This window comes from Streptomyces sp. NPDC055287, assembly GCF_053646035.1.
This window is the reverse complement of record NZ_JBSHNE010000054.1, coordinates 15,220-27,629: the sequence shown is the minus strand read 5'-3', so window position 1 is coordinate 27,629 and position 12,410 is coordinate 15,220. Positions and strand designations below refer to the sequence as shown.

General features: G+C 67.7%; 7 protein-coding genes and 2 pseudogenes. 6 read left to right on the top strand and 3 right to left on the bottom strand.

The features are described 5' to 3' along the window. Window positions 1-317: 317 nt before the first annotated feature. Window positions 318-398, top strand: a pseudogene (locus ACWIHY_RS36615) (hypothetical protein); the annotation flags it as partial. 305 nt (window positions 399-703) lie between these two features. Here ACWIHY_RS36615 and ACWIHY_RS36610 read toward each other — a convergent pair. After that, on the bottom strand, window positions 704-1,438 hold the full coding sequence (locus ACWIHY_RS36610; RefSeq protein WP_454380819.1) for a dienelactone hydrolase family protein: 735 nt from the start codon (window positions 1,436-1,438) through the stop codon (window positions 704-706). A gap of 625 nt (window positions 1,439-2,063) precedes the next feature. Then, window positions 2,064-2,798, bottom strand: coding sequence for a TioE family transcriptional regulator (locus tag ACWIHY_RS36605; protein ID WP_454380817.1), 735 nt, complete (start codon window positions 2,796-2,798; stop codon window positions 2,064-2,066). Between the two features lie 58 nt (window positions 2,799-2,856). Here ACWIHY_RS36605 and ACWIHY_RS36600 point away from each other — a divergent pair, with 58 nt between their 5' ends. Further along, window positions 2,857-4,059, top strand: coding sequence for an erythromycin esterase family protein (locus tag ACWIHY_RS36600; protein WP_454380816.1), 1,203 nt, complete (start codon window positions 2,857-2,859; stop codon window positions 4,057-4,059). A gap of 342 nt (window positions 4,060-4,401) precedes the next feature. Then, window positions 4,402-4,894: pseudogene (locus tag ACWIHY_RS36595) on the top strand (LysR family transcriptional regulator); the annotation flags it as partial. Between the two features lie 197 nt (window positions 4,895-5,091). Here the strand turns inward: ACWIHY_RS36595 and ACWIHY_RS36590 are convergent. Further along, entirely contained in the window at window positions 5,092-5,295 is a 204-nt protein-coding gene (locus ACWIHY_RS36590; RefSeq protein WP_454380814.1) for a hypothetical protein, read from the bottom strand. Between the two features lie 568 nt (window positions 5,296-5,863). Between ACWIHY_RS36590 and ACWIHY_RS36585 the strand changes: the two genes are divergently transcribed. Genes ACWIHY_RS36585 through ACWIHY_RS36575 form a run of 3 tightly spaced genes read left to right on the top strand, consistent with a single transcriptional unit; the run spans window position 5,864 to window position 12,407 of the window. Next, complete coding sequence (locus tag ACWIHY_RS36585) at window positions 5,864-7,645, top strand: hypothetical protein (protein ID WP_454380812.1); 1,782 nt, start codon at window positions 5,864-5,866, stop codon at window positions 7,643-7,645. Beyond that, on the top strand, window positions 7,642-8,565 hold the full coding sequence (locus tag ACWIHY_RS36580) for a hypothetical protein (protein ID WP_454380810.1): 924 nt from the start codon (window positions 7,642-7,644) through the stop codon (window positions 8,563-8,565). The genes ACWIHY_RS36585 and ACWIHY_RS36580 overlap by 4 nt, the downstream gene beginning before the upstream one ends. A gap of 14 nt (window positions 8,566-8,579) precedes the next feature. Further along, window positions 8,580-12,407, top strand: a complete 3,828-nt coding sequence (locus ACWIHY_RS36575) for a CHAT domain-containing protein (protein ID WP_454380808.1) — start codon at window positions 8,580-8,582, stop codon at window positions 12,405-12,407. The last annotated feature ends 3 nt before the right edge of the window (window positions 12,408-12,410 follow it).

The following is a 12,410-nucleotide window of genomic DNA, read 5'->3' as shown; positions in this document are numbered from 1 at the left end:
CCCCGGAGCCGTTCCACCTCCCCCAGCTTCATAACCAGAAGCTGCCCCTCACCTGGCAAGATCACACGACGTAACGAAGCACTACTAGGCCGTTTCTTTCGGATCAGTCAGTGGACCAGGCTGAGGTGAGAGGGACGGGCCGTGGCCGGAATCCACGGGGAACCTTTAGCGGCTCCGGGCGCCTGATCATGAGAAAGCGATCAGGGGGCGTATACGGGGGTAGTGGGTATGGCGATCACACTGGCCAGGAGATCACGCTGCTGTCTCTGGACGACGAGTCCGGGGCGGCGAAGCAGCGGTAGGCCGCTGGGTGGGCGGTGTCGGGAGGCATCCTGCTCGAACTGGTTCTGGCCGCACGGGTGTCCGTTGCAGACAAGCACCTCGAACTGACTGACACGACGCCCACCGGGGACCAGTTGCTCGACAGCCGGACGGCACTGATCGAGACGTGGCTGCGCGATCGCAATCGGCGTCGGCCCTCACCACCGTCGCTGGGAGGCCCCGAATCCGCGGAGCCGTACCGATCCTCCCACCGCCGTCACGAACCCGTCAGCCCAACCGGCGAAGCGAGCACACCACATCGCCCCCATCAAGCAATGGCTCCCCAATCGGTGAGGGCGGGCTGCGCCCGCCCTCACACCGGTTCGAAGCATCGCCAGTACTCCGGAGCCGTGTACTTCGGGTTGATTTCCGGGCCGGGACCTCAGCTGTTGGTCAGGGTGCGGTCGAGGAGGGGCAGCAGGCGGTCCCAGTGGTGCTGCAGTGCGGCGGGGTTGAAGGCATCAGTGTCGGACATGGTGAAGCCGTGGACGGTGCCGGGGTAGATCTCGGAGGTGTAACCGACACCCGCGGCATCCAGGGCCTGGTTGAGTTCGCCGAGAGCCTCGGGCGTCATGTCCGTCTCGGCGTGGCCGAGGTAGACCTCGCCGGTAAGTCGGCGCAGGCTGTCGGGCCCGTCGGCGCCCACGGGGCCGTGGAATCCCGCGACGGCGGCCACTAGGCCGGGGTGGGCCGCGGCGGTGCGCATCGCCAGGAGGCCGCCTATGCAGTAGCCGGTCACCGCGACCGGGCCGGCGCCGACCTCGGGCTGGGTGGTGAGGAACCTGAGGTAGGCGTCGGCGTCGCTCAGGACACGTTCGGCGGTGTGCGCCTCGATCAAGGGCATCAGCTGCTCGAAGAGCGCCGGCCGGACCTCTTCTCCGATGTGATCGGGAAGTTCGATCACCGGTGCCGGGCCGTGCCGGTAGAAGAGGTTGGGAACGAGCACGTAGTACCCGTGCCCTGCCAGTTCGCGGGCCATCTCCCGCAGCACGGGCCGGATGCCGAAGCCGTCCGCGTATATCAGCACCCCTGGGTGCCGCTCGCCACGGTCGGGGAAGGCGGCGAAAGCGTCGGCCTGGCCGTCCGCAGTGGGAATGTGCAGCATCTTGGTGGGCATGAGTTCTCCTGTCGTGGTTGACGTGTCTAGCTGTGATCAACACGACAGGAGGCGGAGCCCGCGCAGCAGCGCCAGGTCCTCGATCCAACAGCGGGCCAGCACCGACCCGTACGGCGCTCAGAGGAGCGCCGGGTCACCAATCCGTGTGTGGCGCAAGGCCGTCCCGGTAGTCATCGCCGCATAACGTAGCCCACGGGCGGGATCGATGCCAGCCCTCCCCCAGTCCACAGTGCGCACTGTTCGCGAGAATGATTTTGGTCAGCACCTCGGATTCTGATCCCGGTCCACGCGCTGCCCGTGACAGCGATACCGATCTTGTGTCTGCAAGGTCCTCACCACACTTCGAAGGCTCTGTTCGAAGTGCGGTGGGCAAACTCTCGCCAGGGATCGAAACAGGCTCACTGGTCGAACTCGCTGTGTTCGAGGTCGGTGAGTTCGCCCAGGAAGCCCTCGGACGGGCGGGGCGACAGCCATGTAGCGTCGGCGTAGACGCCCGGTGGCCTGCGGCCCGTGCGTGATCCGGCTGCGGTCGGTGAGGAGCAAGGACCAGGCCGGCACCGGCGGACGTGTCAGCCGAGACGGAACCGTTGGTGCCCCGTGTTCTCTTCGGCTGGCGACCGAAGTCTCATCCGCGCTCGCGAAGGTACGCCTCCAGCTCGGCGGCCCCGGTCAGCATCGCCCGCCCGCGGGCGGACAGCCGGCGGCGCCAGTCGCCCAGTGAGGCATCCAGCGGCTCCAGTCCGCCCGCTGCCCGCACCTGGGCGATCAGCGGGGCGATCTGCCGCAGCAGGTAGCCGCCCCGCCTGAGCTGGTGGGCCAGCCGGACGTCCCGCACGTCGGCCTCGTCGTAGACGCGGTACCCGGTCAGCGGGTCGCGGCGCGGGCGCACCAGCCCGGCGCGCTCCCATTTGCGCAGCGTCGCGGGTCGGATCCCGAGCTGCTCCGCCAGCGTCCCGATGAACATGCCACTGGGCCCGGACACTGCCGCGTCGGGTTCGGACGTCGTGCTGAGCGCCAGGATTCGGAGGGTGCCCTCCACGGCCTGGAGGGTCCGGCGGTCGTCGAGGAGCTGGAAATGGCTCTCGTCGATGATACGGAACGCCTCCTCGGCCACGCCCTGGTTCACCGCCCGCATGATCGCCGTCGCCGTCTGGTGGCCGTGTCCGGGCACCAGGGCAAGGAACGCGCGCAGGGCCCGCGCGTGGAGCGGGGTGTAGGTGCGGTAGCCGTGGGGTGTGCGATCGGCGACCGGAAGGATGCCGGCTTCCTCGTAGTTCCTGATCGCCTGCGTGGACAGACCATGCCCACGCGCCAGGTCAATCGGCCTGAGCCGCTCACCGCTTTGAAGATTTTGCCCCATAGTCCTGCTGATATCTCGCGAAAGTTTCAACCGTCGGTTCAACGATAGCGTTTAAGGCATGGTTAAGGACATCCAGGAAACCGCCCATGCCGTTGAGGCCGCCACTGTCATGCAGCTGCTCCCGGCCCGGCCGCAGCTGCTCGCCCTGGGCGAGCCCACCCACGGCGAGGACACACTGCTCGAGGTCCGCAACGAGCTCTTCCGGCAGTTCATCGAGCAGGAGGGCTACCGGACAATCGCAATCGAGAGCGACTGCATGATGGGTTTGGTCGTGGACGATTACGTCACCTCGGGCACGGGCACCCTCGACGAGGTCATGGAGCGCGGATTCAGCCACGGGTTCGGCGCGTCCGCGGCCAACCGCGAACTCGTGCGCTGGATAAGGGTGTACAACGACGGTCGGCCAGCATCCGAGCAGGTTCGCTTCGCCGGTTTCGACGGCCCGTTGGAGATCACCGGAGCCGCGAGCCCCCGGCAGGCCCTCACCGCACTCCACGGCTGGCTCGCGGCGCGGGTGGACGCCGATCTGCTCCCCTGCACCGCGGAAACGCTCGAACGCCTGCTCGGCGCCGACGACCAATGGACCAATTCCGCCGCGATGATGGACCCGGCCCAGTCCGCGGGGCGGTCGGCCGAGGCCAGGGAGCTGCGGCTGCTCGCCGATGATCTAGTGGCGCTGCTCGACGCGCAGACGCCGCACCTGATCACTGCGACCTCGCGGGACGGCTGGGACCGGGCACGCCTGTACGGGCGTACCGCCACCGGCCTGCTGCGCTACCACTTCTGGATGGCCGACACCTCACCGGCCCGTATGACGCGGCTGATCGGGCTGCGGGACTCGATGATGGCTGACAACCTCCTCGCCATCGCCGAACGGAACCCGACCCTGGTCCACGCCCACAACAGCCATCTCCAGCGCGACGAGAGCACGATGCGCATGTGGGAACAGCCACTGCTGAATTGGTGGAGCGCCGGCGCACTCGTGAACGCCCGCAGGGGGAAGGAGTACGCCTTCCTGGCAATGGCCCTCGGCACCATGCGGCACCAAGGAGTCGACATCCCGCCACCGGACACCGTCGAAGGACTCCTGTACGCGCTCCCGGAGGACCGCTACGTCGTCGACGCCCCCCGGCTGGCCGCCCTCGGCGACGCGCGACCCGCCGCCCGTGTGTCGCCCTGGTTCGGCTACTCCCCGCTGGACCCGGCCCACTTGGCAGGAATTGACGGGATCGTGTTCGTCAAGGACGTCCCGCAGAGCTAATGCGTTTCCCTCGGATCATCTGATCTCGGTCTGGGTGTGTCGTTGACTGATGCGCAGTGGGCGCGGACTGCCGCAGGGGGGCCGAAGTGACTCCGGCCGCACAGTGACACGAATGCCCCGACGTGCCCATGACCGGGATGCCGTTCGCGCTTGGGCCGGCCGCCCGCGCCAACGCCTACGAAGTGCTACGCGGCCGTATCCCCGCAACCAGCACGCGCACATGACCCTTCGCGACAACGGGCGGTTTGGTTTCCTGAATATCATCAGCTGCGCCGACGCGTGATCAAACAACCGATCGTCGGCGAGTCACGACGATCAGTTGTGCATGCCTAAGGTGAACCAGTGGACACCGAGGTATTGCGATCGTGCGTCCGGGCTGCCGAGCTCGGACAGTTGCAACATGCGGCCGATGAGCTGGGCGTGACGCAGCAGGCAGTCTCCAAACGGATCGCCGCCCTGGAACGCGAGCTGGAGGTCTGTAGGCCGTTGTTCTGCACGACTATTGGCGGTCGCATCCCGAAACCCACCTCGACGTGGTGACCCTCAGGGTCAACGACCCACGCGTGGCGGTCACCGCCGTCCGAGCAGGCGCTATCGACGCCTCGTTCCGCACCGTCACTGCCCCGGACACACTCCCCCCGACGTGCAGATGATTCACGCGTTCGACTCTCCGCTGGAACTTCTCGTCGGCCCGAGACATCCGTTCGCCTCCGCGCGAAGACTGACGCCACCGCAGCTGCGCAAGCACCGGATATGGGCGCCGGGTATCGCGCCCCGAAGCGAATGGGCAAAGTTCTACGATCAGCTCGCCACCGACTTCGACCTACTCGCGGATGGAGGACGAACCCGGCCCGCCAAGACCGTAGCGGCCATGGACCCGGGGTCGATCCTGGCGCGGGAACGAAGCAACCCACTGTAGATCATTCTTGGCTCCCGGCCTGATCGCTGCCACCAGCGTTGACGTCGGGCGGGGCCTGTACAGCGAATCAGGAGTTCACTCTGCTTCACTGACGGCCACCGGGGGGCATCAACTCATACCACGACCGGGGGCAGATCCCGTTTGCGTGCGTGCCAAGCAGCGTGCTGCAGGCGGCAGCAGAGCGGGAGTACGTGAGCGGCCGCCACGCAGTGCAGAAAGACACGCTTGCCCTCCTGGCGCAGCCGGACGATCTCACGGGCAGTCTGGTCGAGCACGTAGTGGAGGTTGGCGTTCGCGCTTTCCTTGTCGACCAGCAAGACCGGACGTGCTCGACGCCGGTGCCGGAGAAGATCGAGTCCTGGCCGACGCGGCACAGGGACACCACCGCGTCGGTGGGCACCTCGCCCTGGTACTCGGTCACGGGCAGATTTCCGAGGAAGAGCCCGTCGTCCTGCGGGCGCTGCACGGTGAAGTACTTTCCGGCATTGGCCGGGGATTTCCTGCGCGAGCGTCTCGGCGATGTCGAGCGACCTGTAGCGCGCCTCCTGTCGCTGTCGCGCCGGGCCTGCAACACAAGGGCCACCACGGCAGCGACGACGAGCAGCACGACGACCGCCACCTGCAGCCAGAACACCTGCCCGGCGAGGCTGCGGACGCCCAGCAGAGCGCGCAGGCGTCGCCCCCGGCGACTGACGGCCACCGGATGTCGAACGTGGACCTAAACGTCCCGTCATGTCAGTTGCAAAACGACGGGGGTGGCCGGATCTCGCGCGTCGGACGCGTTGGTGCACCGAAAAAGCACCACACCACCCCTTGCGGAATGTCCTACTTGCCGGGCATAAAGGGGCAGGGGCGGTACGCCACAGACAGGGCGTGGAGACATGCATGGGGCCAACGGACCTGGTGCGGGCAGGGCTGTTCATCGGCGTCGACAGAACAGGGGGGCTACAGAAACTCAATGCGGCTGCGTCCGGTGCCCGACAGATGCACGCCTGGGCCCTGGCCCAGGGAATGAGGGATGTCAGCCAGGCCAAGCTCATCACCGATGCCGGGGGTCGGCGGGTCGGTCCGGACGAGCTGTTCGACGCTGTCGCAGAGCTGCTGAACGGCCCCGGCCTGGATCAGCTCATCGTGTACTTCGCCGGTCATGGCGTCACCTCCAATCATGGTGAGCGCTGGCTGCTCAGCGATGCGCCCCAAAGGTCCAGCGCCGCCGTCAACGTCGCCGGCAGTGTCGAGCTGGCGCGATACAGCGGCGTCGGCCATGTCGTATTCATCTCGGACGCCTGCCGCGTCGCACCGGACGGCGTCCAGGCCCAGAACGTCCACGGCGTAGAGATCTTCCCCAATGAGAGCGCCGTCGACCGTATGCGGCCGGTGGACCAGTTCTTCGCCTGCGTGCGCGGCCGAACCGCCGTAGAAATCCGCGATCCGAACAAGGCCGCCAGTGACTACCGCGCCATCTACACCGAAGCCCTGGTGGAGGCCGCCAGTGGTTTACGCCCGGAACTGCTCGCACCGTCCACGGACACATCGGACGCCGCTCGCTACCTCCTGCCGCTCCGGCTGAAGGAGCATCTCGAAGCGGAGATTCCCGCCCGGCTCCGCGCCCTGAAACTCCACCACCTGGTCGACCAGTTGCCGGACGCCCACATCGTCGCCCACTCTCCCCCTCCCTGGCTGTCACGCATTCATCCCCTCCCCCAACCGCTCCTTCGGACGGGCCCTTCCACCCCTCCGGTGGATCCTCTGAACATATATACAGTCACCGCCGATCTCCTGCGCGCGCCCGACGAACGAGCCCTGGGCCGAGAGATCTGGAAGGCGAGGGTGATCGGCGTGCCCGAAGCCGAGCAGCTGGTCGACGGTGTGGAGAGCATCGCGAGCCCCTTCGGCCCGGACGACTTCGAGACGCGCTGCGGAGTCAAGGTGCGCGGTGCGCGGATCACCGGTTTCTTCGCACCTCATGCCGATGGCCGGTTGCTCGGCCCGGCCCTGAATGTCCTGCGCCTCCGCCCTCACGGCCGGGAGGGATCGAGCGCCCTTGTCCGTTTCGAGGCCGATGGGGCCCCTGTGGGAGCGGTCGTCGCGGTGCTTCCCGGGTTCATCGCGGCTCTCACCTTCCAGGGTGGTGAACTCGTCGACGTGGCCTACGAACCCTCGGCCCGCACGTTCCGCGGGGAGCTCTACCGAGAGCACGCTGCACGGTTACGGGGACTGCGTGCCGTGGCCTCCGCGGCGTTCCGGCACGGGTGGCTGCGTATCGGGCCGGCCGACGCGGCGGAGCTCGACCGGAGGATGCGGTACGGCGAGTACATCGATCCCTCACTGGTGACGTACGCGGCGTACGCCCACTACGAACAACAGAACGTGCCAGGCATCCAGGACATGGCAGGACAGCTGCGCTCCCAACTTGGCGCCGACCTCTTCGACACCACGCTCCTCGGCCGGCAACTGACCGGGCGCACCATTGACCGCGACTCCCGGGTCCTGCCCTTCGTACCGCTCATGGGACGCGGTTGGGCCCTCCTCGGCGCCAACCGCGTGCGTTTGCATCCCGCCCTGGACGGACTTGAGCGGAGAGTTCACGACTCGTCGTGGTCCCTGTTCGGGCCGGACGGCATCGACCGACTGGAACAGGCTCTGCGCTCGGGAGAGGTGCGATGACACGACAGCTGGTGCTGGTCCACGGCCGGTCTCAACAGCACAAGGATCCGGCCGCGTTGAAGGCGGAGTGGCTCGACGCGCTGGCGGAGGGCATGGCGAAGAGCGGGCTGCGACTGCCGGTACCCGAGGAGGACGTCCGGTTCCCGTACTACGGGGACACGCTCTACCAGATGGTCGGCGGAGCCTCACCGCAGGCCGCCGCCCAGATCGTTGTGCGGGGTGAAGCGGGTGACGAGGCTGAGCGCCGGTTTCTGCAGTCGGTGCTGGAGGAGGTCAGGCTGGCAGCGGGCATCACCGACCAGCAGCTCGCCGCGGCCGCCGAACATGACGTGATCGACCGCGGTCTCCTGACATGGGCCTGGGTCCGGGCCATGGCCGACGCCTTGGACCGGTACGTGCCCTACGCGAGCGGGGCACTTCTCGCCCTCACGACCCATGACGTCTACCAGTACCTCCGGAACTCCGCCATCCGGCAGGAGATCGACGAGGGGGTGAGCGGTGCGCTGACACCGGGCCGGGAGACCGTCGTGGTCGGCCACTCGCTGGGCTCGGTCGTGAGCTACAACCTTCTGCGCCGCGAGGGACACCTCCGTGGCTGGCGGGTGCCCCTCTTCGTGACGCTCGGCTCGCCCTTGGCGGTCACCGCCATTCGCAAGTCACTGACGGGCATGGCCCCGGCACGCTGCCCGCAGTGCGTCACCCGCTGGATCAACGCCATGGACAGCAGGGACCTCGTCGCCCTCCGTGCGCTGACGCCCGAGCACTTCCCGCTCGACCCGGAGCGCCCGGGCATCAGCAACCGGACGGCTGTGAGAAACCATACGGCCAATCGGCACGGCATCGGCGGGTACCTCGACGACAAGGACGTTGCCAGGAGCATCCACGACGCGCTGACCGCTCAACCCGCCGGACCGGAGTGACGTGAGGTGGCAGGGTGACAGGACAAGGCAGGAGTATTCCGCGGTCCATCGGGGACGCCGTGCTGGACTTCCTCAACGCGGACGCCGACGGGATGGAACGGGTCCTGCGTGAAAAGCAGGCACGGCTGCTGACCGACGATGCCGACTGGCTGCTGGGGCGGCTCATCGAGCAGCACCGCCAGGACGAGGACGGCGAGTCGCACGTCTCGTACCTCCGCTCCCGCCGGTGGCTTCTCCATCGCTGTCGTGAGTACGGCATCGACCGTGGCATCGCCCCCTACGCCGACATCTCACAGGAGGTCCGGGAAGCCGTAGAGCAGTACCTCAACATCCGCTCGTTCAGCGATCTCGCGGCGTACGTCATGAGCCACCAGCACCTGTTGCTGACTTCCGAGGCCGACGTCCTCCTCGAGGAGCTGCTCGTGCGCTATCGCGACGACGAGGTGGCCCAGCAGCACCTCACAGCACGCCGCGAACGGCTGGCCGCCTGCGGGCGCCTTGGCGTACGTCAGGCCTTCTCGGACGAGTTCATCGAAGCCTCCGCGGAACTGCTCGAAGCCGTGGTGCGATTCCTCACGGCGCCGGCACAGGAGGTACGTGCCGTGGTCGAGCGGTTCCAGGACTTGCTGCTGACGGATGAGGCCGAAACCGTACTTCAGTTCATGGCAGCCAGCATTCAGCCGTCCGACGACCTTCCGGGGATGCCCCCGCGCCGGGGTCTGGCCCTCCTGCGCAGCTTCAGGGCCCATGGCCTCGCGGCCATGAGCGACGTGAACCCTCCGCCGCCCACCGGCCTTCTTCCGGACGGCCCTGACCGTACGGACGAGGCCGCTCCGCACGCGAGCCGCACAACGGAGCAGTCGGAGCGGGAACTGTCCGAGGAGCTCGAAACCCTGGCAGGAGAGCGGGGACTCATCTCGGAGCACGACGTGCGGCAGCTGCTGGAGCGCCGGCCCGACCTCGCGCAGGTGTTCCACAGCGGCTTCGCCGGCCGCTCCATCAGCTGGTATCCCTCCACTCCGTCCCACGCCCCGCCCCTGGTGGAGGAGCTCACCCGAGCGGCCTCGGCAGCCGACTGGCCACGTGTGCTCACGCTCGGCGCCGCCATCCTCGACATCACCAGTCGTGACGAACAGCCGGCGTTCTGGGCCAGAACACACTCGATCATGGGCGAAGCCCTCGCCCGTATCACGGACGGCGACCGGGCCGAGAACCTCGAGCGTGCCATCGACCACCACCGTGCGGCTGTGGAGGCGTGCGGCGAAGAGGAGGCGGCCCAGCGGGACATGAGTCAGGACCTGCTCGCTCAGTCGTATCTGAGAAGGGTGAAGGGCGATCCCGCGCAGAACGTGGAAGAAGCACTGGCCACCTGGCGCACGTTGATCGAAACGGCCGGCCAGGATGGCGCCGATCCGTGGTGGGAGTTCAGGTACGCGCAGGCTCTGCGCACGAGGATGCGGGGCCCCAAGGCCGAGAACGTAGAGGCGTCGATCACACTCCTCAGCGAGCTCCTCGCCCGCGAGGACGTCCGCGAGGACCCGGACTTGCTCAATTCCGCCAGGTCCCAACTCGCCTTTGCCTACCTCGAACGCACGTCGGTCGACAACGCCGACGCCGCCGAGCGTGCCGCCGAACTCCTGGCGCATTGCACACCGCCCCACAACCCGACGGCCGAACTCATCCCCTGGGTGCAGTGGCACCGCAACATGGCCACCGCCCGCTCGCAGCTGCCCGGAAACCCCACCGAGAACTGGCGCATCGCTCTCGATCACCTGGCGCTGATCGCCGAGGTGTGTCCCCGCTCGACCGCACCGGAGCTCTGGGCGGAGAACCAGCGCGCTGTTGCCGCTCTGCTGCTGAAGCATCCGGCCGGGAGGACCGTAGCTCGAGCTCTGAAGGCGGCAGAGCTGATCGAGTCCACTCTGCAGGTGTACACCATCGAGGACTACGCGAAGCAATGGGCGACAGCCCACCACGTCGCCGCAGGCATCTACACCGATCTGTTCACCACCACGAATGGCGAACCCCGGGGAACCGATCAGAAAGCCATCACGCACCTGGAAGAAGCCTTGCGCGTATGGACGCGGGAGAACACGCCCGATTGGTGGTCAAAAATCCACATGATGCTCGGCACGGTGTACCTCCACCGTGCCGATCTCCTTCCGGACGACCACGAAGGCCTCGACGACGCGGTCGACCGGGGGGTCCACCACCTGCAACGGGTACTGGAGGTGAGCACGTCCGATACCGACCCGGTTGGCCGCCTGAAGGTCCTTGCGCACATCGGAAGTGTCCGATTCATGCGGCGCCGCTGGCACGAGGCACTGACGGTGTACGTCGACGCGATGCGGACGGCGGACTGGGTCCTCGGCTCCGCCCATACCGAGGCGGGACGGCTCTCGGCGGCGAACCTCAGCGGCTGGCTCTTCGAACCCGCCACCTATTGCCTGTTCCGCCTCGGCGACCCCTGGGCGGCGCAGGTGTGCTTGGAATGGGGACGCGCGCGAACCTTGGCAGAAGCCCTGGCCCTGCGCGACCTGGACATCGCGGGGCTGCCACAGGAGCAGTTCGAGCGGATGCGAGCCCTCCGCCACGACGTGCGCGTGCTCGACGCGGCCCTCCGTACCCGGGAGAACGACGCCGAGCGTGGGGACATCGCCACCCGCCTGGCGGAAACCAGGCGCAAGCTGGCCGGTGAGATCAAACACGGCCGGTCCTCGAATCCGGCCTTCCTGCAGCACCGATTGCGGTTTCAGGACCTCGGTGAGGCCGTTCCCGTGCCCGGCGCCCTGGTCACCCCCGTGGTGACTGACCAGGGGCTGGTCGTGTTCGCTCTCGTCAGGAACGAGGACGGCACCGTCGATCACTTCTTCACGGAGGATCACCGTGTCACCCGGGCGTCCCTGCGGTACATGCTCGTCGGCACGGACGATGACCCCGGGTGGGTCAGGCAGCACCGGGCATGGCGCACCGGCCGGGCCGACGAGGAAGCCTGGCGTCAGGTCCTGCGTTCCCGCCTGAGCCTGCTGTGGTACATGCTCGCCGAGCCGATCGAGACAGTACTGCGCCAACGAGTGCCGGAGGGCACGCCGGTGACACTCGTGCCCGAGGGCCTGCTGTCGCTCCTGCCCTTCCACGCCGCGAGCCGGGCGGGCGACGGGACGTTCTGCCTTCTCGACCGGTACACCGTTTCCTATGCCCCCAGCGTCTTCGCCCTGCGCGCGGGGCAGCGGCGCCTGCGCGCCGTACGAGACGCACCGACCAATGTTCTCGCCGTCGTGGATCCCACCGGGGATCTGGAGTCCGCCCACGCCGAGGGCGAACATCTGGAGGCACTGCTGCCCGCGGGCTCCCGCACGGTGCTGCGCGGCGCGGACGCCACCGAGAGGTGCGTGACATCCGCCGCACGTGGCCGAACCCATCTGCACTTCGCGTGCCACGGCAGTCACGACACGCACGACGTCATGAATTCCGGCCTCCGGCTGTCGGGCTCCACGCTGACGTTGCGAACGGTCCTGGATCCGCAGTTCGATCTGACAACAGCCCGCCTCGTCACCCTGAGCGCCTGCGAGACGGGCCTGATCGACACCACCCGTGCGGTGGACGAATGCGTCGGCCTGCCGACCGCCTTCCTCCAAGGCGGCGCGTGCGGTGTGATCAGCACCCTGTGGCCGGTGCGCGACGAGGCCACCGGCCGGCTGATGCGCCACTTCTACGAGGGCCACCTGGACGGTGGCCTGCACCCCGCCGAGGCGCTGCGCAAGGCCCAGCTGTGGCTGCGCGATTCCACCGAGTACAGCGACCCGTACTACTGGGCGGCCTTCCAGTACACCGGTGCCTGATAC

What these genes read in the sequence shown, in the direction of transcription:
- ACWIHY_RS36580 (WP_454380810.1), top strand. Translation starts at nt 7,642, where the DNA reads ATGACACGACAGCTGGTGCTGGTCCACGGCCGGTCTCAACAGCACAAG.
- ACWIHY_RS36605 (WP_454380817.1), bottom strand. Translation starts at nt 2,798, where the DNA reads ATGGGGCAAAATCTTCAAAGCGGTGAGCGGCTCAGGCCGATTGACCTG.
- ACWIHY_RS36585 (WP_454380812.1), top strand. Translation starts at nt 5,864, where the DNA reads ATGGGGCCAACGGACCTGGTGCGGGCAGGGCTGTTCATCGGCGTCGAC.
- ACWIHY_RS36600 (WP_454380816.1), top strand. Translation starts at nt 2,857, where the DNA reads ATGGTTAAGGACATCCAGGAAACCGCCCATGCCGTTGAGGCCGCCACT.
- ACWIHY_RS36610 (WP_454380819.1), bottom strand. Translation starts at nt 1,438, where the DNA reads ATGCCCACCAAGATGCTGCACATTCCCACTGCGGACGGCCAGGCCGAC.